The organism is Pseudomonas sp. BJa3, assembly GCF_026343815.1.
GTDB lineage: Bacteria > Pseudomonadota > Gammaproteobacteria > Pseudomonadales > Pseudomonadaceae > Aquipseudomonas > Aquipseudomonas soli.
Genome location: NZ_JAOXMC010000008.1, coordinates 133,411 through 156,672 on the forward strand (window position 1 = coordinate 133,411; position 23,262 = coordinate 156,672).

19 protein-coding genes are annotated in these 23,262 nt (G+C 66.1%); 12 read left to right on the forward strand and 7 right to left on the reverse strand.

The window, feature by feature from the left end:
• Positions 1–29 precede the first annotated feature (29 nt).
• From pcaQ to OH705_RS11990, 4 genes are all read right to left on the reverse strand, one after another.
• Complete coding sequence (gene pcaQ, locus OH705_RS11975; RefSeq protein ID WP_267302276.1) at positions 30–962, reverse strand: pca operon transcription factor PcaQ; 933 nt, start codon at positions 960–962, stop codon at positions 30–32.
• Positions 963–1,020: 58 nt separating this feature from the next.
• Positions 1,021–1,383: a nitrite reductase small subunit NirD gene (gene nirD, locus OH705_RS11980; RefSeq protein WP_267302277.1), complete on the reverse strand. Its 363-nt coding sequence runs from the start codon at positions 1,381–1,383 to the stop codon at positions 1,021–1,023.
• Positions 1,383–3,935 (reverse strand): nitrite reductase large subunit NirB, encoded by a 2,553-nt coding sequence (gene nirB, locus OH705_RS11985; RefSeq protein WP_267302278.1) that lies wholly within the window; start codon positions 3,933–3,935, stop codon positions 1,383–1,385. Before nirB ends, nirD begins: the two co-directional genes overlap by 1 nt.
• Before the next feature lie 273 nt (positions 3,936–4,208).
• Positions 4,209–8,186 (reverse strand): bifunctional nitrate reductase/sulfite reductase flavoprotein subunit alpha, encoded by a 3,978-nt coding sequence (locus OH705_RS11990; RefSeq protein WP_267302279.1) that lies wholly within the window; start codon positions 8,184–8,186, stop codon positions 4,209–4,211.
• Positions 8,187–8,475: 289 nt separating this feature from the next.
• Here OH705_RS11990 and OH705_RS11995 point away from each other — a divergent pair, with 289 nt between their 5' ends.
• The 3 genes from OH705_RS11995 to OH705_RS12005 all read left to right on the forward strand — a co-directional run bounded on the left by OH705_RS11995 (position 8,476) and on the right by OH705_RS12005 (position 10,674).
• Complete coding sequence (locus tag OH705_RS11995; protein WP_023632596.1) at positions 8,476–8,679, forward strand: ParD-like family protein; 204 nt, start codon at positions 8,476–8,478, stop codon at positions 8,677–8,679.
• Positions 8,676–9,488 carry a type I methionyl aminopeptidase gene (map, locus tag OH705_RS12000; protein WP_094010138.1) on the forward strand — a complete coding sequence of 271 codons (813 nt, stop codon included), beginning with the start codon at positions 8,676–8,678 and terminating at the stop codon, positions 9,486–9,488. The genes OH705_RS11995 and map overlap by 4 nt, the downstream gene beginning before the upstream one ends.
• Positions 9,489–9,567: 79 nt before the next feature.
• Complete coding sequence (locus OH705_RS12005; RefSeq protein WP_267302280.1) at positions 9,568–10,674, forward strand: NADH:flavin oxidoreductase/NADH oxidase; 1,107 nt, start codon at positions 9,568–9,570, stop codon at positions 10,672–10,674.
• Position 10,675: 1 nt separating this feature from the next.
• Here the strand turns inward: OH705_RS12005 and OH705_RS12010 are convergent, their stop codons facing one another.
• From OH705_RS12010 to OH705_RS12020, 3 genes are all read right to left on the reverse strand, one after another.
• The gene (locus OH705_RS12010; protein WP_023631076.1) at positions 10,676–11,008 is read right to left on the reverse strand and encodes a type II toxin-antitoxin system HicB family antitoxin; all 333 of its coding nucleotides are present in this window, start codon (positions 11,006–11,008) and stop codon (positions 10,676–10,678) included.
• On the reverse strand, positions 11,005–11,256 hold the full coding sequence (locus OH705_RS12015) for a type II toxin-antitoxin system HicA family toxin (protein WP_094010357.1): 252 nt from the start codon (positions 11,254–11,256) through the stop codon (positions 11,005–11,007). Before OH705_RS12015 ends, OH705_RS12010 begins: the two co-directional genes overlap by 4 nt.
• Positions 11,257–11,393: 137 nt before the next feature.
• Positions 11,394–12,818: a gamma-aminobutyraldehyde dehydrogenase gene (locus tag OH705_RS12020; protein WP_038705552.1), complete on the reverse strand. Its 1,425-nt coding sequence runs from the start codon at positions 12,816–12,818 to the stop codon at positions 11,394–11,396.
• 183 nt (positions 12,819–13,001) lie between these two features.
• Here OH705_RS12020 and OH705_RS12025 point away from each other — a divergent pair, with 183 nt between their 5' ends.
• The 9 genes from OH705_RS12025 (at position 13,002) to OH705_RS12065 (ending at position 23,239) form a co-directional block, all read left to right on the forward strand.
• Positions 13,002–13,685 (forward strand): tellurite resistance TerB family protein, encoded by a 684-nt coding sequence (locus OH705_RS12025; RefSeq protein WP_267302281.1) that lies wholly within the window; start codon positions 13,002–13,004, stop codon positions 13,683–13,685.
• 128 nt (positions 13,686–13,813) lie between these two features.
• The gene (locus OH705_RS12030; RefSeq protein WP_038705554.1) at positions 13,814–15,436 is read left to right on the forward strand and encodes a methyl-accepting chemotaxis protein; all 1,623 of its coding nucleotides are present in this window, start codon (positions 13,814–13,816) and stop codon (positions 15,434–15,436) included.
• Between the two features lie 5 nt (positions 15,437–15,441).
• Positions 15,442–15,963, forward strand: a complete 522-nt coding sequence (locus OH705_RS12035) for a chemotaxis protein CheW (protein WP_267302282.1) — start codon at positions 15,442–15,444, stop codon at positions 15,961–15,963.
• Positions 15,960–17,207: a CheR family methyltransferase gene (locus OH705_RS12040; RefSeq protein ID WP_267302283.1), complete on the forward strand. Its 1,248-nt coding sequence runs from the start codon at positions 15,960–15,962 to the stop codon at positions 17,205–17,207. The genes OH705_RS12035 and OH705_RS12040 overlap by 4 nt, the downstream gene beginning before the upstream one ends.
• Positions 17,204–17,869 (forward strand): chemotaxis protein CheW, encoded by a 666-nt coding sequence (locus tag OH705_RS12045; protein ID WP_038705556.1) that lies wholly within the window; start codon positions 17,204–17,206, stop codon positions 17,867–17,869. Before OH705_RS12040 ends, OH705_RS12045 begins: the two co-directional genes overlap by 4 nt.
• Complete coding sequence (locus tag OH705_RS12050; protein ID WP_267302284.1) at positions 17,866–20,166, forward strand: hybrid sensor histidine kinase/response regulator; 2,301 nt, start codon at positions 17,866–17,868, stop codon at positions 20,164–20,166. The genes OH705_RS12045 and OH705_RS12050 overlap by 4 nt, the downstream gene beginning before the upstream one ends.
• Positions 20,163–21,176 carry a chemotaxis response regulator protein-glutamate methylesterase gene (locus tag OH705_RS12055; protein ID WP_038705558.1) on the forward strand — a complete coding sequence of 338 codons (1,014 nt, stop codon included), beginning with the start codon at positions 20,163–20,165 and terminating at the stop codon, positions 21,174–21,176. Before OH705_RS12050 ends, OH705_RS12055 begins: the two co-directional genes overlap by 4 nt.
• Positions 21,177–21,227: 51 nt before the next feature.
• Positions 21,228–22,232, forward strand: coding sequence for a response regulator (locus OH705_RS12060; protein ID WP_038705559.1), 1,005 nt, complete (start codon positions 21,228–21,230; stop codon positions 22,230–22,232).
• Between the two features lie 284 nt (positions 22,233–22,516).
• Positions 22,517–23,239: an FKBP-type peptidyl-prolyl cis-trans isomerase gene (locus OH705_RS12065; protein ID WP_038705560.1), complete on the forward strand. Its 723-nt coding sequence runs from the start codon at positions 22,517–22,519 to the stop codon at positions 23,237–23,239.
• The last annotated feature ends 23 nt before the right edge of the window (positions 23,240–23,262 follow it).

The window sequence follows — 23,262 nt, forward strand, 5'->3', positions numbered from 1 at the left end:
GGATTGTATAGGAAACCGCGGGCCGGTTTTCAGGGGTATACGCCGAGTCGATAGGCTTCGGCCACCTCCCGGAGCACCTCGCACACCCACTGCGCCGGCAGGCTCTGTGCCAGGGCGGCATTGCGGCAGATCCCCACCGAGCCGCCCGGTTCGCGCACGCCCAGGTCGAGTTCGGCAAGTTCGCCCCGCCCGAGGTCGATCAGCACGGCGTCGCGCGGGGCCACCCAGACCGCCTCGCTGCCCAGCACGTAGCGCCTGCTCAAGGCTAGCGACAGGGTTTCCAGGCGTTGTCCCGGCAGCGGTATGGCGCATTGCACGAACAAGCTGTCGGCGTGCTGGCGAATGGTCGTGCCGGGCGGTGGCAGCACCAATGGATAGGTACCGACCTGCCTGTGGTCAATAGGCTGAGCCGCCAGCAGTGGATGCCCGGGTCGCACCACCAGGGTCATCGACTCGCTGTACAAATGCTCGAACGACAGCCCCTGGATCTGCGGGCTGTCGGTCATGCGACCGATCACCAGTTCCAGCTCGCCAAGGTGCAACTGCCCAAGCAGCTGGGCGCTGGCCCCGGTCACCACGCTGATGACCAATGCCTCGTGCTGCTGGTGCAGGCGGCACAGCACCTCGGGCATCAGCAGCCCTTCGACTGTCGACAGCACGCCAATACGCACCTGCGACGGCGCCCGAGCCTCACCGCGCAAACTGCCGACCCCGTCACGCAGCGCCTGCACGCTGGGGCCGGCATAGCGCATGAAACGGGTACCGGCCGGGGTCAAGGCGGCGCCTTGGTGGCTGCGCTCGAACAGGCGAGCTTCCAGCAGATCCTCCAGCTCCTTGAGGGTCTTGGAGATCGCTGGCTGGCTGATCGCCAGCACGTCGGCGGCCCTGGCCAGGCTGCCCTGTCGGGCAATCTCCAGGAAGCACAGCAGATGGCGGAACTTGATGCGGGTATCGAGGTTCATGCCCGGCAGTGTATCCGCGCGGGCCAGACCTGCAACGTCTGGTTGCTCCGTTCGAGCATCAGCTAAGGGCCAGTTCGACCTCGCCGCCGCGCAGGCGCGCCGTCCACACCCGCAAGGCCTGTGTCGGGTCCTCCAGGCAGCGCCCGTCGTGCAGGCAAAAATGCTGCTTGTAGAGCGGCGCCGCGACTACCAGTTCGCCCTGCAGGCTGGCCAGCAGCCCGCGTCCGATGATATTGGCGCCGGAGCGCGGATCGCGGTTTTCCAGCGCGTAGACCTGTCGATCCCGCTCCGGCAGGTAGAACAGCGCGACCTGCTCGCCTGCATGCCACACCACCACCCCGGAGTCGGCGACCAGGTCACTGGCCTGGCACACCGCCTGCCAGCGGGTTTCACTTGCTACAGCCGTGTTGGACAGGTTCATCACATTGTCTCCTCATGGGTGGGAATCAGCTGCAGGGGCGCCGCCGGCCGGCGTTGGCCGCGCTCGCGCACGAAGTGCACATCCGGATCGGCGCGTTGGTCATTGACGAAGGTGCGGAAGCGCTTGAGCTTTTCCGGGTCGCCCAAGGCGTTGGCCCATTCGCATTCGTAGCGGTCGACCACCTGCTGCATCTGCGTCTCGAGTTCGCGGGCCAGGCCCAGGCTGTCGTCGATCACCACCTGCTTGAGGTAGTCGAGCCCGCCTTCGAGACCCTCGCGCCACACTGAGGTGCGCTGCAGTTTGTCGGCGGTGCGGATGTAGAACATCAGCACACGGTCGATCAGGCGTACCAGGGTCTCGTCGTCCAGGTCGGTGGCGAACAGTTCGGCGTGGCGCGGGCGCATGCCGCCGTTGCCGCACACGTACAGGTTCCAGCCCTTGTCGGTGGCAATCACGCCGATGTCCTTGCTTTGCGCCTCGGCGCATTCGCGGGTGCAGCCAGACACCGCGAACTTGAGCTTGTGCGGCGCGCGCAGGCCCTTGTAGCGGTCCTCCAGGCGCAAGGCCATGGCCACGCTGTCCTGCACGCCATAGCGGCACCAGGTGCTGCCGACGCAGGATTTCACCGTCCGTGTCGACTTGCCGTAGGCGTGCCCGGTCTCGAAGCCGGCGGCGATCAGCTCGCCCCAGATCAGCGGCAGCTCGTGCAACTGGGCACCGAACAGGTCGATGCGCTGGCCGCCGGTGATCTTGGTATAGAGGTCGTACTTCTTTGCCACCTGGCCGATCACGATGAGTTTTTCCGGGGTGATCTCGCCGCCGGGAATGCGCGGCACCACCGAGTAGGTGCCGTTCTTCTGCATGTTGGCCATGAAGGTGTCGTTGGTGTCCTGCAGCGGCACCAGCGCCGGGTCCATGATCGGCTGGTTCCAGCACGAGGCGAGGATGTTGCCCACCGCCGGCTTGCAGATGGCGCACCCCACGTGGCCTTTGCCATGGCGTTCGAGCAGCTCGCTGAAGGTCTGGATGCCCTCCACACGCACCAGCCCGTAAAGCTCCTGGCGGGTGTAGGCGAAGTGTTCGCACAGGCTCTTGTCGACGGTCACGCCGCGGGCGGTCAGTTCGTGCTCGAACACTTGCTTGAGCAGCGCCGCGCAACCGCCGCAACCGCTGGCCGCCCTGGTGCAGGATTTGACGCTGGCGAGGTCGCTGCAGCCACCGTCTATGGCGGCGCACACCGCGCCTTTGCTGACGTTGTGGCACGAGCAGATGGTCGCGCTGTCGGGCAAGGCATCGGCGCCTAGCGCCGGTGCGCCGCTGCCCTGGGGCAGAATCAGCGCGGCCGGGTCGGCCGGTAGCTTGATGCCGTTCTGGGCGTATTGCAGCAGGGTGTCGTAGTAGCTGTTGTCACCCACCAGTACCGCGCCAAGCACACGCTTGCCGCTGGCATCGACCACCAGGCGCCGGTATGAGGCGCTGGCCTCGTCGATGAAGCGGTAGCTGCGCGCGCCCGGCGTGACGCCCTGGGCATCGCCGATGGAGCCGACGTCCACACCCAGCAGCTTGAGCTTGGTCGACATGTCGGCGCCGCTGAATTCGCCCGCCGACTCGCCCATCACCAGGGCAGCCAGGTTACGCGCCATGGCGTATCCCGGAGCGACCAGGCCGAACACACTGCCGTTCCACGAAGCGCATTCGCCAATGGCGAAGATGCGTGGGTCGCTGGAGCGGCACTGACTGTCGATCACCACGCCGCCGCGAGGGGCGATCTCCAGGCCGCAGGCGCGGCCCAGGGCATCCTGCGGGCGAATGCCGGCGGAAAACACGATCAGGTCGGTTTCCAGGTGTTCGCCGCCATCGAAGTTCATGCGGTAGCGGTAGTGTTCGCCAGCGCTGATCGACTGGGTGGCGCGGGCCAGGTGCACGCCCACGCCCAGCGCCTCGATGCGCGCCTTGAGCGCCGCGCCGCCCTCGCCATCCAGTTGGACCGGCATCAGGCGCGGTGCGAACTCCACCACATGCGCTTGCAGGCCTAGCGACTTGAGGGCGTTGGCGGCTTCGAGGCCGAGCAGGCCGCCGCCGACCACCACCCCACGGCGGGCGCTGCCGGCGGCGGCGCGGATCGCATCGAGGTCTTCAAGGGTGCGATAGACCAGGCGCGCATTGCCGCTGGACCCTTCGATGGGCGGCACGAACGGGTAGGAACCGGTGGCCAGGATCAACTGGTCGTAGCCGAGGCGGCCTTCGGCGGTGATCACTTCCTGGCGTTCGCGATCGATGTCCAGTACCGCCTCGCCCAGGTGCAGGTGCACGCCGTTACTCGCATAGTAGTCGCGGTCGCACAGGGCCAGGGTTTCGGCGCAACTGCCGGTGAAATATTCCGAGAGGTGCACCCGGTCATAGGCGCGCTGACGCTCCTCGGCGAATACGTGCAGTTCGAAGCGCGCCAAGGCGCCGCGCTCGATCAGTTGCTCGACGCAGTGATGGCCGACCATGCCGTTGCCGACGATGACCAGTCGCGCTCGTTGTGCTTCGTTCGCTGTTGCCTGCATAGCCGATCCTCGATCACGGAAAAACGAAAAAGGCGCCTGGAGCCGAAGCTCCAGGCGCCTTTGCCTGTACTCATCAGTGTGAGGCCCCTGTCGACCGCCGTTGGTCGTTGGGGCTGTTGTGCATCGGTTGAAGCAGGGAATGTGCCAGGCTCCCGGTCATCGCGGGGCAAGCCCGTTCCCACGAGGGTTGCAGCGTGCCACGAGACCTTTGGGCATGAGTTGGCCAGGTGATGCGGTCGCACAAACAGGGTGCAGCCTCACCACCGTGGTGCATCAATACACATCTCGCCGGTAGCGCTTGTCCCGCGCCAACCCCTCGACGTACGCCGCTGCCATGGTCTTGTCCAGGCCACCGTGTTCCGCCACGAGCTGGCGCAAGGCCGCGTCCACGTCCCGGGCCATAAACCGGGCATCGCCACAGACATATACATGCGCGCCGTCCTGCAACCAGCGCCACAGCTCGGCGCCGTGCTCCAGCAGGCGGTGCTGCACATAGACCTTTTGCGGCTGGTCACGCGAGAACGCGGTGCTCAGGCGCACATGCCCGCTGAGCTCCCAGGCCTGCAATTGTTCGCGGTAATAGAAGTCGCAGGCGGCATGCTGCTCACCGAAGAACAGCCAGTTGCGCCCCTTGGCCCCACGTACCTCGCGCTCTTCAAGAAAGGCGCGGAAGGGGGCGATACCGGTACCAGGGCCGATCATGACGATGGGCACCCCGTCGTCCTCGGGCAGGCGGAAGTGTTTCGATGGCTGGGCAAATATCCCCACCTCCAGCGCCGCTGCCCGGTCCGCGAGGAAGCTCGAACAGACGCCCTTGCGCTCGCCATGGCGCACGATGGACACGGTCAGGTGCACTTGGCCGGGATGAGCCCGGGGGCTGGAGCTGATCGAGTACAGGCGCGGCTGCAAGGGTTTGAGCAGCGACAACCAGTTGCCCAGCGGCAAGGCCTGGGGGTGTTCGCGCAGCACGTCGGCCAGCTGGCGGCCCCACAACCATTCCTTGAGTTCGTCCTTGCACTCTGCCAGCAGCAGGCGTTGCAGGTCGGGAGCGTGCTGGCTGAAGGTTTCGAGCTGCTGGCGGCTGACCTGGGTGATGTCCAGGTGCCGCTCCAGCGCGGTTCGCAGGGGCATTGGGGCATGGCCCTCGAGTTCGATCTCGGTTTGGCCTTCCAGCTGCATCAGCATGAGCAGCTCATCGACCAGCTCCGGGCAATTGTGCGGCCATACACCCAAGGCATCGCCGGGTTGATAGCGCAGATCGCTGCCAGACAGGTCGAAGACCAGTTGGCGAGTCTCCTTGGTTGAACCCGGGCCGCTGAGCAGGCGGTTTTCCCGCAAGGTGGCAGGCCAGGGCTGCTGTTTGCCGCGGACGGTGACTGGCGCGGCGGCGGTGGCCGCCGGGGCACCGCCAAGCTCGGACAACAGGGCATCGAGCCAAGCGCCGAAGGCCGCCTCGCAATCCGGCTCGCAGTCGACCCGGTCCAGCAGGCGCTGGGCGCCCAGGTCGGCCAGGCGTTGGTCGAGCTTGCGGCCGAAGCCGCAGAACTGGTCGTAGCTTGAATCGCCCAAGGCCAGCACGGCGTAAGGAAGGGTGGCGCAACTGGCGCCTTCGTCGTCCTGCAGCGCCCGCCAGAACGCGGTGCCGCTGTCCGGCGCATCGCCGTCGCCGAAGGTGCTGGCGATCAGCAGCAGGCTGGCGGCACTTCGCAGTTGGGATGGGCGCACCGCCTCCATGCAACTGAGCGCGACCACCAGCCCCGCGTCGCGCAGGCGCTGCGCGCAGCGTTCGGCGAGCTGTTCGCTATTGCCGGTCTGCGAGGCCCACAGCACGTGGTGGCGAGGGCTCAAGAGCGCTGTTTGAGGTGCCGGTGTGGGCGGGGCGTACAGGCTAGCCAGCAGGCCGTCGATGAACAGGCGTCGCCCCGGCGCCAGGGGCGCATTGGGCGGGAGGCAGGGCACGCCATCGCTGTGGGCCTGGCTCAGGCCGAGCAGGAAACCTTGCAGGTAATGGCGCTCGTCCTCGGCCAGGACTGGCGCCGGCAACGACTCCAGGCCGAGCAGCCGGGCCAGGGTGGCGGTGGGCATGGCGATGGGCTCCAGGGGAAGCGTCAGTTCGAAGGCTTCGATGCGCTCGCCGGCGACCCTTTCCAAGGCCACGGCACAATGCTTGAAGGCCGGTTGCAGCGAGGTTGGGTCCACCGCGTCGCAGGTCACCGCGTTGATTGCCAGTTGCTCGCCGTACAGATCGTTCCAGTGAAACGGAGCGAAACAGTTGCCCGGCAGCACTCGCTCGCTGAGCCGCGCCGGCAGTACGGCCTGGCCACGGCGCGAGCGGATCGCCACCTGGTCCTTTGGCGCGATGCCCAGGCGCCGGGCGTCGTCGGGATGGATCTCGACGAAGGGGCCGGGCTCCAGCTTGTTCAGGCTGGGTACCTGGCCGGTCTTGGTCAGCGTGTGCCACTGGTGCTGGACGCGGCCGGTGTTGAGCACGAAGGGGAAGGCATCGTCGGGCAGCTCCGCCGGCGGCAGCCAGGGGCGGGCGAAGAACCGCGCCTTGCCGGTGGGCGTCGGAAACACCGGCGTCTGTGGGGCGTCTGGCGCGACATAGCGCAGCGGGCTGCGAGTGTCCTTGCGCCCCGGCGCGCTTGGCCACTGCCGCGGGCCCTGGCGCAGGTCGCTATAGTCGATGCCGCGCAGGTCGTAACCGGTGTCCGGATTGTGGAAGCGGCGGATCTCATCGAACACCGCTTCGGCGTTGGGGTAGTCGAAGGCGTGCGCATAACCCATGGCACAGGCGACGCGCGCGATCAGGCGCCAGTCCTCGAGGCTTTCGCCGGGCGCCTCGACGGCGCGGGGCATCAAGGTCAGGTTGCGCTCGCTGTTGATCATCACCCCCTCGCTCTCGGCCCACAGTGCCGCCGGCAGCAGGATGTCGGCGTAGCGGTTGGTCTCGGTGTCGAGGAAGGCGTCCTGGCTGATCACCAGTTGTGCCTGGCGCAGGCCGTCGATCACCTGCTGGCGGTTGGCGACGCTGGCCACCGGGTTGCTGCAGATGATCCAACAGGCTTTTACCTCCCCCTGCTTGAGTTGCTCGAACAGCGCCACGGTGCCTTCGCCCCCTTCACTGCGCAGGGTGCCGGGGGGCAGTTGCCATTGCGCTTCGACGAAGGCGCGGTCGGCCGCCACCTGCGCCGAACGCTGGCCCGGCAGGCCCGGTCCCATGTAACCCATCTCGCGGCCGCCCATGGCATTGGGTTGGCCGGTCAGCGAGAACGGCCCGCTGCCGGGTCGGCAGATGGCGCCGGTGGCCAGGTGCAGGTTGCACAGGGCATTGCTGTGCCAGGTGCCGTGGATGCTCTGGTTCAGGCCCATGGTCCAGCAGCTCATCCATTCGCCCGCCGCGCCGATCAGGCGGGCGGCTTCGTGGATATCGGCCTCGGCCAGCCCGGTGATGGCCGCGACGCGTGCGGGGGTGTAGTCCTCGAGAAACGCCGGCAGTACCTCCCAGCCTTCGGTGTGGCGCGCGATGAAGTCCGCGTCGGTATGGCCATTGGCGTGCAGCAGGTGCAGCAGGCCATTGAGCAGGGCCAGGTCGGTACCTGGGCGCAGTTGCAGGAACAGGTCGGCCTTGTCGGCGGTGGCGCTGCGCCGGGGGTCGACGACGATCAACCTGGCACCGGCCTTGAGCCGGTCGAGCAGGCGCAGGAACAGGATCGGGTGACAGTCGGCCATGTTCGCGCCGATCACCAGGAACACCTCGGCGCGCTCGAAATCCTGGTAGCTGCCGGGCGGGCCGTCGGCGCCAAGCGATTGCTTGTAGCCGCTACCGGCGCTGGCCATGCACAGGCGTGAGTTGGACTCGATATGGCGGGTGCGGATGAAACCCTTGGCCAGTTTGTTGGCCAGGTACTGTGCCTCCAGCGACATCTGCCCGGAGACATAGAGGGCTACGGCATCCGCGCCGTGGGTTTCGATGATCGTGCGCAGGCGCCTGGCCGTCTCGGCGATGGCGGTCTCCAGCGGGCGACGGGCTGGTTGCTGGCTGCGCTGGTCACGGACGAAAGCGTGGGCCATGCGCCCGACCTCCAACGGCACATGGGCGGTCAACCCCTTGGTGCACAGGCGCCCGAAGTTGCTGGGGTGCTGCTTGTCGCCGCTGACCTTGACCACCTTGCCCCCCTTCACGTGCATGACGATGCCGCACCCGACCCCGCAATACGGGCAAACACTGCGCACTTCACTGCCGCTCATCACGATCTCCTGCTGACGAAACGACAAAGGCGCCGGCTGCCCGGCCTGCAAGTGGCAAGCGGGGCAACACGGCGCCTTCGTCGTGGAGAGAGAACCATCGGCGTTGATGGCCTCGATGCCGTGCAAACAGCAAATCCCGGGCCATTTCATGCAGGGCGCGGTGTTGCTGTGTGAGTGGGCTCGCCCGGCGTGGGACGCGCACCGATATGGGGAGCTGCGCACCAGCGGATGGCATCGGTCGAACTATGGCTATATGATTCGCATACGTTTCATATATAGGTAACCGCACATGGGTATCGTCAAGATCGCCGACGAACTCCACGAAGACCTGCGCGTAGCCAGCGCCGCGCTGTCGCGCTCGATCAACGCCCAGGCCGAGCACTGGATCCGTATCGGCATGCTGGCCGAGTTGCACCCGCAGGCCACCTACCAGGAACTGCTGCGCCAGTTGCTGCGCCAGGAGCAGGCCAATCTCAAGGAGCTGCTGCAATGAGCAAGGTCATCCTCAAGGACCCCGCCCAGCTCGAATTGATGCGCCGTGCCGGCCAGTTGCTGGCCCGGGTGTTCGCCGACCTCGACGGTTTCATCCGCCCCGGCGTGACCACCATGCAGATCAACGACCGCGCCGAGGCCTTCATCGTCCAGACCCTCAAGGCGCGGCCGGCGAGCAAGGGCCAATACGGTTTTCCCTTTGCCCTGAACACGTCGGTGGACCATGTGGTCTGCCATGGCATGCCCAAGGCCGATGAGGTGTTGAAGGAGGGTTCGATCGTCAACGTCGACATCACCCTGGAGCAGGGCGGCTATATCGCCGATTCGTCGAAGATGTACAGCATCGGCCAGATCGGCGAAGAGGCCCGACGGCTGGTGGACACTACCTATGCTGCGCTGTGGAAAGGCATCGAGCAGGTGCGCCCTGGCGCGACCCTCGGTGACATCGGCCACGCCATCCAGGCCCACGCCGAGGCCGCCGGCTACAGCGTGGTGCGCGAATATTGCGGGCACGGCATCGGCACGCAGATGCACGAGGCGCCGGAGGTGCTGCACTACGGCCAGCGTGGCACGGGTATGAAGCTGCAACCGGGAATGGTGTTCACCATAGAGCCGATGATCAACCAGGGAGGGCGTGGGACCCGCGGTTTGCGCGATGGCTGGACGGTGATTACCCGTGACCGGAGCCTGTCGGCGCAATGGGAGCACACCGTGGCGGTGACGCAGAGCGGCGTCGAGGTGCTGACCTTGCGCGAGGAGGAACGCGTGGCGCAGGGCGATGGGCGAACGTCCCTCGGAGCCATGGTCTAGGCTGAAACCTACCGGTACCGGCCCACGCCCTACTACAAATGCCGGCCCGGCAACCATTGGAGTCCCTGGGAGGTGCGCCATGAGCCTGCTGCTCGAACCCTACACCCTGCGTCAGTTGACCCTGCCCAACCGTATCGCCGTTTCCCCCATGTGTCAGTACTCCGCCGTCGACGGCCTGGCCAATGACTGGCACCTGGTTCACCTGGGCAGCCGCGCTGTCGGTGGCGCCGGCCTGGTGATCAGTGAAGCGGTCGCGGTCACCGCCGATGGACGCATCACAGCAGAAGACCTCGGCCTGTGGAGCGACGAGCAGATCCCCGCGTTGCAGCGCATCACCCGCTTCATCACCGCCCAGGGCGCTGTTCCCGGCATCCAGCTGGCCCACGCCGGACGCAAGGCCAGCACCCACAGGCCGTGGCTGGGCAAGCACGGCAGCGTCAAGCTCGAAGACGGCGGCTGGCAGCCGGTAGGGCCCTCCAGGATTGCCTTCGACCCCGAGCACACCGTCCCCCATGAACTGAGCAAGGACGAGATCCAGCAGGTCGTCGACGCGTTCGTTGCCGCCACCGAGCGGGCCTTGAAGGCCGGCTTCAAGGTGGTCGAGATCCACGCCGCCCACGGCTACCTGCTGCACCAGTTCCTCTCGCCGCTGAGCAACCAGCGCCGCGACGAGTACGGCAGCTGCTTTGAAAACCGTATCCGCCTGACCTTGCAGGTTGTCGAAGCGGTGCGCCAGGCCTGGCCACAGGAGCTGCCGCTGTTGGTGCGGGTGTCGGCCACCGACTGGGTGGAGGATGGCTGGAACCCGGACGAGACCGTGGAGCTGGCCCGCCGGCTGCGCGCCCTGGGTGTCGATCTGATCGACGTGTCGTCGGGAGGGACCTCGGTCAACGCAGAGATCCCCACCGGCCCCGGCTACCAGACCCGTTTCGCCGAGCGGGTGCGCAAGGAGTCGGAGATCGCCACCGGCACCGTCGGCATGATCACCGAGCCAGCCCAGGCCGAGCATATCCTGCGTACCGGCCAGGCCGATGTGATCTTCCTTGCCCGCGAACTGTTGCGCGACCCTTACTGGCCATTGCACGCCGACGACGACCTGGGCGGCAACAAGGCGACCTGGCCGGCGCAATACCAACGCGCGACAAACCGGGCCAACCCGATCCACGAATCGGACTTGCGCGACTGACTCAGCTGCAGGCGGCTTGGCTGAGGATGTCGCTGACCCACTGGTTGATGCTCTTCTGCGCCAGCTCGGCCTTGGCCGCCACGCTGGCGTGGAGAGTAGGCTCCAGGCGCAGGCTGAGTTTGCCGGAGTAGGTTTTCTGCGGTTCACGCCCCAGGCGCCGACAGGTTTCGAGGTAGTCGTCGACAGCTTCCTCGAACGCCTGGCGCAATTCACTGATCGACTCGCCATGGAAGCCGATCACGTCGCGGATCCCGGCGACATGGCCGATCAGCAACTGGTCTTCGTCACTGTATTCAATGCGCGCCGAGTAGCCGCGGTAATTCATCACATTCATGGTGTAACTCCTGCCTGCTCCAGGAACTGGCGGGCATCGCGCACCTGATAGGGTTTGGCGTGCCGATCGGGGTGAGGGCGATGAAAGGTCGCAACCTCACCGTTGAGTTCGAAGCGCACACGCGAGCCTCTACCCTCGACAACCCGGGCACCGAGCGAGACCAGCAGGGATTCCAGGCGCGACCAGTCCAGCGTTCGGGGAACGAGCTTGTTGAAGACAAGTTCGAGTAACGCACGTTGACTATTCATGGTATCAGTCTGTGATACCAGCGCCATTTAACTCAATAGATCGGCGGTAGGGTGTAGTTCAGGCAATAGGTAGGAAAAATCGCGTTGCTTTGCAGGAAAAAAGCCGGTGAGTGTTTCCCCCACCGGCTAGTCGTGCATCAGTGCTTGAACATCACATGGCGCACACAGGTGTAGTCCTCCAACCCGTACATCGACATGTCCTTGCCATAGCCGGAATGCTTCTGCCCGCCGTGCGGCATCTCGCTGACCAGCATGAAATGCGTGTTGACCCAGGTGCAGCCATATTGCAGCCGTGCGGCGAGGCGGTGGGCGCGTCCGCTGTCACGGGTCCACACCGACGAGGCCAGGCCGTACTCCGAGTCGTTGGCCCATTCCAGCGCCTGGGCTTCGTCGCTGAAGCGGGTGACCGACACCACCGGGCCGAATACCTCGTGGCGGACGATTTCGTCGTCCTGCAGCGCATCGGCCAGCACGGTCGGTGCGAAGAAGAAGCCATCACCGGGCAGTGCCTTGCCACCGGTGACCAGGCGAATGTGCGGCTGGGCGATGGCACGGTTCACCAGGCCGGCGACCTTGTCGCGATGCTGGGCGCTGATCAACGGGCCGAGTTCGGTGTCGGCCGCCTGCTGCGGGCCTGGCTTGATGCTCGCAACCGCCGCGCCCAGGCGTTCGACGAAGCGTTCGTAGATGCCGTCCTGCACGTACAGCCGGCAGGCGGCGGTGCAGTCCTGCCCGGCGTTGTAGAAGCCGAAGGTGCGGATGCCGTCGATGGCCGCGTCGAGGTCGGCATCGTCGAATACCAGCACCGGCGCCTTGCCGCCCAGTTCCATGTGCATGCGCTTCACGCTGTCGGCGGTGGCGCCAATGATATGCGCGCCGGTGGGGATGGAGCCGGTCAGCGACACCATGCGCACCTTGGCATGGGTGACCAGTGGGGTGCCGACGGTCTGGCCACGGCCGAAAAGGATATTGAGCACGCCGGCCGGCAGCAGCTCACGGACCAGCTCGCCAAGGCGCAGGGCCGTCAGCGGGGTCAACTCCGATGGCTTGATGACCACGGTGTTGCCGGCAGCCAACGCGGGGGCGATCTTCCAGGCCAGCATCATCAGCGGGTAATTCCACGGCGCGATGGAGGCGACCACGCCCAGCGGGTCGCGGCGGATCATCGAGGTGTGCCCGGGCAGGTACTCGCCCGCCGCCAGGCCACCCAGGCAGCGTGCCGCGCCGGCGAAGTAGCGGAACACGTCGGCAATGGCCGGGATCTCGTCGCCGAGCGCCGCGGCATAGGGCTTGCCGCAGTTGTCCGACTCCAGCCGGGCCAGTTCCTCGGCGTGTCGTTCGATGACCTCGGCAATCGCCAGCAAAGCGCTGGCGCGTTCCTTCGGGGTGGTCTGCGACCAGTGCTGGAAGGCTTGGTCGGCGGCGCGCACGGCGGTGTCTACCTGGGCTTCGGTGGCTTCGTTGATCTGCGCCAGGGCGCTGCCCTTGGCCGGGTCGAGCACGGTCCAGGCCGGGCCTTCGCCGTTCACCAGGTGACCGTTGATCAGCATTCGGGTTTGCATGGAGCGGTTCTCCTTATGGGCCTCGAGCGCACTGCGCCGCAATGACGCTACAGACTAGAAGCGACTGGCCGTACCGACAAACGAGAGTGGGCAACATCTGGATGCAAATGCGTTAAGCGAGGCTTCAGCTTGCCGGCCTACTCTGGGGCCTTCTCAACGTCGAATGTTTGCGAGGTGTGTCAGATGAACACGCGTGGTCTGCTCGATCAGCTCTTGAAAACCGGTCAATCTCTGCTGCAGAACCAGCAGGGCAAGAGCCTCAGCGACAAAGGTTCGGGGAACATTGGCAGCCTGTTGTCTGGTGCCGGCGGTGGCGCATTGGCAGCGGGCGCCATGGGCTTGCTGCTGGGCAACAAGAAGGCCCGCAAGTATGGCGGCAAGGCACTGACCTACGGCGGCCTGGCCGCGCTCGGGGTGCTGGCCTACAAGGCCTATGGCAACTGGCAGGTCCGCCAGGGCGCCGGCGATCAGCAGCCGCAGACGCTGGATCGCCTGCCCCCGGCCCAGGTCGAGCAGCACAGCCAGGCCGTGTTGCGGGCGCTGGTGGCGGCAGCCAAGTCCGACGGCCATATCGATGACCGTGAGCGGGCTCTGATTGAAGGCGAGTTCACTCGCCTGGACAGCGACCGCGAGTTGCAGCAATGGCTGCACGCTGAACTGAACAAGCCGCTGGATCCGGCCGAAGTGGCCCGCGCCGCGCAGACCCCGGAAATGGCTGCCGAGATGTACCTGGCCAGCGTGATGATGGTCGACCAGGAGAACTTCATGGAGCGCGCCTACCTCGACGAACTGGCGCGCCAGCTGCGCCTGGACCCTGCCTTGCGCCTGGAGTTGGAGAACCAGGTCAGGCTTGCCGCGGGTCAATGAGCCTGCAATTGGCCATATCAATGGGCACGGAGGCCTGAGTACAGCAGCATTCAGCCGCAAATACGTAGGACGCCTGGGCTATACTTCGGCGATTTTTCCCGCTCGTATCGAATTCCTGAGGGCTGAATGTGAAGAACTGGACCTTGCGCCAACGGATCCTGGCAAGTTTCGCCGTGATCATCGCCATCATGCTGCTGATGATCGTGGCCGCCTACTCGCGGCTGGTGGCGATCGAGTCCAGCGAGGAGGCGGTAGGGTCCGACAGCATTCCCGGGCTCTACTACAGCTCGATGATCCGCAGCGCCTGGGTCGACAGCTATGTCACCAGCCAGCAACTGGTCGGCTTGTCGAACCACCGCGAGTTCACCACCACCGATGCCGAGTTGTTCAAGAGTTTCGACGACCGTTTGAAGCAGCATATGGCCAGCTACCAGGGCACTATCCGCGACCCGGCCGACCAGGCCGCGTTCGACGATTTCACGCGCCAGGAAGAGGCTTACGTCAAGATTGTCGACCAGGTCCTGGAAACCTATCGCCAGAAGAACTACGCCGAAGCCCAGCGCTTGATCGCCGAGGTGCTGACGCCCGCCTGGAGAGAAGGGCGCCTGCACCTGAACGAAGTGATCGAGCGCAACCGGGAGTCGGCCGACAACGCCACCAATGAAATCGTCAGCGCCGTGGCCACCGCCAAAGGCAGCATGATCGTCTCGCTGCTGCTGGCAATCGTCGCCGCCGGCGTTTGCGGCCTGCTGCTGATGCGCGCGATCACCGCCCCCATGCAGCGCATCGTGCACGCCCTCGACGGCCTGCGTTCGGGCGACCTGAGCATGCGCCTGAGCCTGGACCGCAAGGATGAGTTCGGCGCGATCGAGGGCGGCTTCAACGAAATGGCCGAATCCCTGGCCAATCTGGTGTCGCAGGCCCAGCGTTCGTCGGTGCAGGTGACCACCTCGGTCACCGAGATCGCCGCCACCTCCAAGCAGCAACAGGCCACCGCCACCGAGACGGCCGCCACCACCACCGAGATCGGCGCCACCTCGCGGGAAATCGCCGCGACCTCACGGGATCTGGTGCGCACCATGACCGAAGTCACCTCGTCGGCCGACCAGGCCTCGAGCCTTGCCGGTGCCGGCCAGCAGGGCCTGGCGCGCATGGAGGAGACCATGCACCAGGTGATGGGCGCCGCCGACCTGGTCAACGCCAAGCTGGCGATCCTCAACGAGAAGGCCAGCAATATCACGCAGATGGTGGTGACCATCGTCAAGGTCGCCGACCAGACCAACCTGCTGTCGCTCAATGCCGCCATCGAGGCGGAAAAAGCCGGTGAGTACGGTCGCGGTTTCGCCGTGGTCGCCACCGAAGTACGCCGCCTTGCCGACCAGACCGCCGTGGCCACCTACGACATCGAACAGATGGTGCGCGAGATCCAGTCCGCAGTGTCGGCCGGGGTGATGGGCATGGACAAGTTCTCCGAGGAGGTGCGCCGCGGCATGTTCGAGGTGCAGCAGGTGGGCGAGCAGCTCAGTCAGATAATCCATCAGGTGCAGGCGCTGGCGCCGCGGGTGCTGATGGTCAACGAGGGCATGCAGGCCCAGGCCACCGGCGCCGAGCAGATCAACCAGGCACTGGCCCAGCTCAGCGATGCCAGTACCCAGACCGTGGAATCGCTGCGCCAGGCCAGTTTCGCCATCGACGAACTGAGCCAGGTAGCCGCCGGGCTGCGTGGCGGTGTTTCGCGGTTCAAAGTCTGACGACGATGAACGAACCGTCCCCTCGCGAGGATCGCGAATCAGCCGGCAAGGGCGTGCTGTACCTGCAATTTCGCATCGCCGACCAGCGCTTCGCCCTGGACGTGCGCGAAGTGATCGAAGTGCTGCCGTGCCGTACCCTCAAGCCCATCGCCCAGGCGCCGGGATGGGTGGCCGGGGTGCTCGCCCACCGTGGTGTGCTGGTACCGGTGATCGACCTGTCGGCGCTGAGCTTCGGTGTGGCGGCACAGTCGCGCAGCAGTACGCGGATGGTACTGGTGCACTACCGTGCCGACTTGCGCCGCCCTGACCTGCAGCTGGGGCTTGTCCTGGAGCAGGCCACCGATACGCTGCGCTGTGCCCCCGAGGAATTCCAGCCATACGGCCTGGACAATGCCGACGCGCGCTACCTCGGGCCGGTGCGCCAGGACGCCCGCGGTTTGTTGCAGCGCATCCAGGTGAACGACCTGTTGTCGGACGCGGTGCGTGAGCTGCTGTACCCCGTCGAGCCTGGGCAGGAGCCAGCATGAGCGAGCAACGCTTCTTCCGTTTCCTGCAGGAACGTATCGGGCTGGACGTGGAGTCGGTCGGCGCAGCGATGGTCGAGCGCGCCCTGCGCCAGCGCTGCACGCTCGTGCAGGCTGCGGATCTCGATGACTACTGGCTGCGTTTGCAGCAGTCCGGCGATGAGCAGCAGGCCCTGATCGAGGCGGTCATCGTTCCGGAGACCTGGTTTTTCCGCTACCCAGAATCCTTCACCGCGCTGGCGGGGCTGGCGCACAAGCGTGCGGCAGAACTTGCCGGCGCACGGCCCCTGCGCATCCTCAGCCTGCCGTGCTCGACGGGCGCGGAACCCTACTCGATCGCCATGGCCTTGCTCGACGCTGGCCTGAGCCCGGGCGCTTTCCGCGTCGATGGCATTGATATCAGCCCCAGTTCGGTGGCCAAGGGCGAGCAGGCGCTGTACGGGCGCAACTCCTTTCGCGGCAGCGAGCTGGCCTTTCGCGAGCGGCACTTCAGCCCAAGCGGCGATACCCATCGCCTGGATGAGCGGGTGCGCCAGCAAGTCAGCCTGCAGGCGGGCAACGTGCTCGACCCGGCGCTCAAGGCGCGTGAAGGGCTATACGATTTCGTGTTCTGTCGCAACTTGCTGATCTACTTCGATGTTCCGACCCAGCAGCGGGTGTTCGAGGTACTCAAGCGCCTGATCCACGCCCAGGGCGTGCTGTTCATCGGCCCCGCCGAGGGCAGCCTGCTGGCGCGCCTGGGCATGCGCCCGCTGGGGATTGCCCAGTCATTCGCCTACGTGCGCCAGGATGATGCCCCACGGCCTGTTGCCAAGCCGTTGCCGGTTGCGCGCCAGCCGGTCGCTGCGCCGCTGCCGCCACGTGTCGTGGCACTGCCGCCCCGCGTCGCCAGGTCGAGCGCGGTGCCAGCGACGCCGGTACCGGCGCAAGACGAAGCGCAGTTGCTGGCCCTCATTGCCCGGCAGGCCAATGCCGGTGAAAACCGGCAGGCCAGGGCGGACTGCGAGCGCTATCTGCGCCAGTTCGCCCCCAAGGCGCAGGTCTATTACTGGCTGGGGTTGCTCAGTGACACCGAAGGCGATGCCGCGCAGGCCATCACCCATTATCGCAAGGCGCTCTACCTCGAGCCGCAGCACCCTGAGGCACTGATGCACCTGGCCATGCTGCTGGCTGCGCAGGGGGACGAGGCCGGTGCCCGGCGCCTGCAGGAGCGTGCCGCCCGGGCCGGCAGGGAGTCTGAACGATGAGCGGCGGATACCATATGCAACTGATCGCCAATGACGACCAGCCCATCGACGATTGCTGGAACCGCATCGGCGTGCATGGCGACAAACAGTGCCCGTTGCTGGAGCGGCATGTGCACTGCCGCAATTGCGAGGTGTATGCCGACGCGGCCACGCGCTTGCTGGATCGCTATGCGCTGGTCCAGGACGAACAGGTCGAAACGGCCATCGTGGGGGAATGCGCGGTCGGCCGCTCGATGCTGCTGTTCCGCCTCGGCGAGGAGTGGCTGGCCCTGGCCACCGCCTGCCTTGCCGAGATCGCCCCGGCGCAGCCGGTGCACTCGTTGCCGCACCAGCGCTCGCGGGTGCTGCAGGGGGTCGCCAATGTGCGCGGTGCGCTGGTGCCTTGCCTGTCGCTCGCCGACCTGCTGGGCGTGCCGACGCAGTCGGGCGCGGAGCGCACCGGGCGGAGCATGCCGCGCATGCTGATCCTGGCGGCCGAGGGTGGGCCGGTGGTGGTGCCGGTGGACGAGATCGACGGCATCCATCGTCTTGACCTTGCGGGCCAGGACCACGGCCGCGATGCTGCGCATTTCACCGCCGCCGTGTTGCAGTGGCGAGGGCGCAGTGTGCGAGTGCTGGATGAACAACACCTGATGTCAGCCGTGAAGCGGAGCCTGTCATGACCCCGGAGCAAATGCGCGATGCGTCGCTGCTCGAGCTGTTCAGCCTGGAGGCCGAGGCCCAGACCCAGGTGCTCAGCGCCGGCTTGATGGCGCTGGAGCGCAACCCTGCGCAACCCGACCAGCTCGAGGCCTGCATGCGTGCAGCGCACTCGCTCAAGGGTGCTGCGCGGATTGTCGGTATCGATGCCGGGGTCAGCGTCGCCCACGTCATGGAAGACTGCCTGGTGGCCGCCCAGGAAGGTCGCCTGCTGCTGCGTCCGGAGCATATCGACGCCTTGTTGCAGGGCACTGACCTGTTGATGCGCATCGCGACCCCTGGAGATCAGGGTGGCGACGCCGCCGTGGCGGTGTTCCTGGCACAGATGACAGCACTGCTCGACCCTTCTGCGCCCGTGCCGGTGATCGCGCAGGCTGGCGTTCCAGGCGCGCCGCCCGCTGCCTTGGCGGCGCGGCCGGAACCCGAGCCAACGCTCCAGGCCCCGCCGGAGCTTGAACCCGAAGCTGAACCCGTGCCAGCCCGCAAGGCCGGCAAGCGCGGTGGCGAGGGGGGCGAGCGGGTCTTGCGGGTGACCGCCGACCGTCTTAACAGCCTGCTGGATCTGTCGAGCAAGTCGCTGGTCGAGACCCAGCGGCTGAAACCCTACCTGGCCACCCTGCAGCGCCTGAAGCGCATGCATGGCCAGGGCATGCGCGGCCTCGATGGCCTGAAGGCCCAGCTGGAAGAGAGCGGGCAGGGGCCAGAGGTGCTGGAAGCGCTGGCCCAGACCCAGCAGTTGCTGGCTGAAACCCAGCAGATCCTCTTGCAGCAGGCGGCCGATCTCGACGAGTTCGGTTGGCAGGCCAGCCAGCGCGCGCAACTGCTGTACGACACGGCGCTGGCCTGTCGCATGCGTCCGTTCGCCGATGTGCTCACCGGCCAGAGCCGGATGGTCCGCGACCTCGGGCGCTCGCTGGGCAAGCCGGTGCGCCTGTTAATCGAGGGCGAGAAGACCCAGGTCGACCGTGACGTGCTGGAAAAGCTCGAGGCGCCGCTGACGCACCTGCTGCGCAACGCGGTCGATCATGGCATCGAACTGCCCGAGCAGCGCCTGCTGGCCGGTAAACCGAGCGAGGGCACCGTGCGCCTGCGCGCCTCGCACCAGGCCGGGCTGCTGATTCTGGAACTGTCCGACGACGGTGCCGGTATCGATCTGCAGCGCTTGCGCGAGAGTATCGTCGAGCGCGCATTGTCGCCGGCCGAGACGGTGGCGCAGATGAGCGAGGCCGAGCTGCTGACATTCCTGTTCCTGCCGGGGTTCAGCCTGCGCGACACGGTCACCGAAGTGTCCGGGCGCGGTGTCGGCCTGGATGCGGTGCAGCACATGGTCCGTGAGCTGCGCGGCTCCATCGAGTTGACCCAGGTGGCCGGCCAGGGATGTTGCTTCCATGTGGAAGTACCGTTGACCTTGTCGGTGGTTCGCAGCCTGGTCGTCGAGGTGGGCGGCGAGGCCTACGCCTTCCCGCTGGCGCATATCGAGCGCACCGTCGACGTGGCGGCCGAGGCCATCGTGCAGATTGAAGGGCGGCAGCACTTCTGGCACGAAGGGCGACACATCGGCTTGGTGGCCGCCAGCCAGCTGCTCAACCGGCCGGCGGCCCAGGGCGACGAACAGAGCCTGCGGGTGGTGGTGATCCGCGAGCGCGAGCAGCTCTATGGGGTGGCCGTCGAGCGGCTGATCGGCGAGCGGGTGCTGGTGGTGATGCCGCTGGACCCGCGCCTGGGCAAAGTCCAGGACATCTCCGCTGGCGCCTTGCTCGACGACGGTTCGGTGGTGCTGATCGTCGATGTCGAGGACTTGCTGCGCTCGGTGGACAAGCTGCTCAGCACCGGCCGCCTGGAGCGTATCGAGCGCGGTGGGCGGGGCGTCAAGGGTGCGGTGCGCAAGCGCATCCTGGTGGTCGACGACTCGCTCACCGTGCGCGAACTGCAACGCAAGCTGCTGGGTCACCGCGGCTACGAAGTGGCGGTGGCCGTGGATGGCATGGACGGCTGGAACGCGCTGCGCAGCGATGATTTCGACCTGTTGATCACTGACATCGACATGCCGCGCATGGACGGGATCGAGCTGGTCACCCTGGTGCGGCGCGACAACCGCCTGCAATCGTTGCCGGTGATGGTGGTGTCCTATAAGGATCGCGAAGAAGACCGGCGTCGTGGACTGGATGCCGGTGCCGACTATTATTTGGCCAAGGCCAGCTTCCACGACGATGCGTTGCTGGATGCGGTCGAGGAGCTGATCGGAGGTGCCCAGGGATGAGAATCGCCATTGTCAACGACATGCCCATGGCCGTCGAGGCCCTGCGCCGGGCGTTGGCATTCGAGCCCGCGCACCAGGTGATCTGGGTCGCCGGCAACGGCGCCGAGGCGGTGCGCCTGTGCGCCGAGCAGACGCCGGATCTGATCCTCATGGACCTGATCATGCCGGTCATGGACGGCGTGGAGGCGACCCGGCGCATCATGGCCGAAACCCCCTGCGCCATCGTCATCGTCACCGTGGACCGCAAGCAGAATGTGCACCGGGTCTTCGAGGCCATGGGCCATGGCGCCCTGGATGTGGTCGACACCCCGGCATTGGGCGCGGGTGATGCACGCGAGGCGGCCGCGCCACTGTTGCGCAAGATCCTCAACATCGGCTGGCTGATCGGCCAGCAGCGGCCCAGCGCGCCTCGGGCGGTTAGCGTGCCGCTGCGCGAGGCCTCGCAGCGCCGCGCACTGGTCGCCATCGGCTCGTCCGCGGGTGGGCCTGCCGCTTTGGAAGTACTGCTCAAGGGGCTGCCGCGCAGTTTTCCGGCGGCCATCGTGCTGGTCCAGCATGTCGACCAGGTTTTCGCCGCCGGCATGGCCGAGTGGCTCAGCAGCGCCTCCGGCCTGCCGGTGCGCCTGGCCCGCGAGGGTGAGCCGCCACAGCCGGGGCAGGTGCTGCTGGCCGGCACCAACCACCATATCCGCCTCCTTAAGAATGGCGAGCTGGCCTACACTGCCGAGCCCGTCAACGAAATCTACCGCCCCTCGATCGATGTGTTCTTCGAGAGCGTGGCGCGCTGCTGGTCCGGCGATGCGGTGGGCGTGCTGCTCACCGGCATGGGGCGCGACGGCGCCCAGGGCCTGAAGCTGATGCGCCAGCAGGGCTTCCTGACCATCGCCCAGGACCAGCAGAGCAGCGCGGTGTACGGCATGCCCAAGGCCGCTGCGGCGATCGACGCGGCGGTGGAAATACGTCCGCTGGAGCGAATCGCCGGACGACTGATGGAAATCTTTCCGAAATGACGATATGTATTGAGTCGCGCCGCGTGGCCGGCAGTGGATGGGTGATTACGCATGAATGATCTACCGATCGAAGGTTTCACGACCATCAACGAAAGTGCGGCGATGGTCCTGCTGGTCGATGATCAGGCCATGATCGGCGAAGCGGTGCGCCGTGGCCTCGCCCACGAAGAGAACATCGACTTCCACTTCTGCGCCGACCCGCACCAGGCGGTGGCCCAGGCCATGCGCATCAAGCCCACGGTAATCCTCCAGGACCTGATCATGCCGGGCCTTGATGGCCTGACCCTGGTGCGCGAATACCGCAACAACCCGGCCACCCAGGACATTCCGATCATCGTCCTGTCGACCAAGGAGGATCCGCTGGTCAAGAGCGCGGCCTTCGCCGCCGGGGCCAACGACTACCTGGTCAAGTTGCCGGATACCATCGAGCTGGTGGCGCGTATCCGCTACCACTCGCGCTCCTACCTCACCCTGTTGCAGCGCGACGAGGCCTACCGCGCGCTGCGCGTAAGCCAGCAGCAGTTGCTCGACACCAACCTGATGCTGCAGCGGCTGATGAACTCGGACGGCCTGACCGGGTTATCCAACCGTCGTCACTTCGACGAATACCTGGAGCTGGAATGGCGCCGGGCGATTCGCGAGCAGCAGCAGTTGTCGCTGTTGATGATCGATGTCGACTATTTCAAGGCGTTCAACGACAGTTTCGGCCACCTGGCCGGCGACGAGGCCCTGCGCCAGGTGGCCGAGGCCATCCGTGGCTGCTGCTCGCGTCCCACCGACCTGCCGGCGCGTTATGGCGGTGAGGAGTTCGCCCTGGTGCTGCCCAACACTTCGCCCGGCGGCGCGCGCCTGGTGGCCGAAAAACTGCGCCAGACCATCATGGGCCTGAAGATCGCCCATACCGTGCCCGAGGCGGCGTCGCACCTGACCGTGAGCATCGGCCTGGCGACCCTGACCCCGAGTGTCGGCAGCCATTGCCGACAGCTGATCTCGGCGGCGGACAAGGGGCTGTACCAGGCCAAGAACAGTGGGCGCAATCAGGTCGGGATCGCCTGAGTCAGTTGCTGAAAGGGCAACGGTGTTTTCTGTGGGAGCCGGCTTGCCGGCGAGAGGCCGCGACAGCAATTGCAAGACTGGAGCCTCACCTGCAAAAGCGTGCTACGACTCATGAAACAGCGTGAATACTGGCCAAAGGCTGCCTGTGCGACCATGAACAACCTTTCACCCAGGAACTTCCGCTCCCAAAGCAGCTCTTATCCCGGTAGCCATTGGTCGCGGCCGCCTGCTAAGCTCGCGGCTTTACCCTGATTGCCCTCATGGCGCATGAACAAGGAAATTACATGAAACAGCATCGTTTGGCGGCCGCGGTTGCCCTGGTAGGCCTGGTCCTCGCCGGTTGCGACGCCCAGACCAGCAGCGTCGAGCTGAAGACCCCAGCACAGAAGGCCTCCTACGGTATCGGCCTGAACATGGGCAAGAGCCTGGCCCAGGAAGGCATGGACGACCTCGACTCGAAAGCCGTCGCCCAAGGCATCGAGGACGCTGTTGGCAAGAAGGAACAGCGCATCAAGGACGAAGAGCTGGTCGAAGCCTTCACCGCCTTGCAGAAGCGCGCCGAAGAACGCCTGACCAAGGCCAGCGAGGAAGCAGCCGCCGCCGGCAAGAAATTCCTTGAGGAAAACGGCAAGAAACCTGGCGTGATCACCACCGCCTCGGGCCTGCAGTATGAAGTTGTGAAAAAGGCCGATGGCCCGCAACCCAAGCCGACCGACGTCGTCACTGTCCACTACGAGGGCAAGCTGACCGACGGCAAGGTATTCGACAGCTCCGTCGAGCGCGGCAGCCCGATCGACCTGCCGGTCAGCGGCGTGATCCCGGGTTGGGTCGAAGGCCTGCAACTGATGCATGTCGGCGAGAAGTACAAGCTGTACATCCCGGCTGAACTGGCCTACGGCGCCCAGAGCCCGAGCCCGCTGATTCCGGCCAACTCGGTCCTGGTGTTCGACCTGGAACTGCTGGCCATCAAAGACCCGGCCAAGGCTGGCGAAGCACCGGCCAAGTAATAGCCGTCGTGTTGCATGAAGAC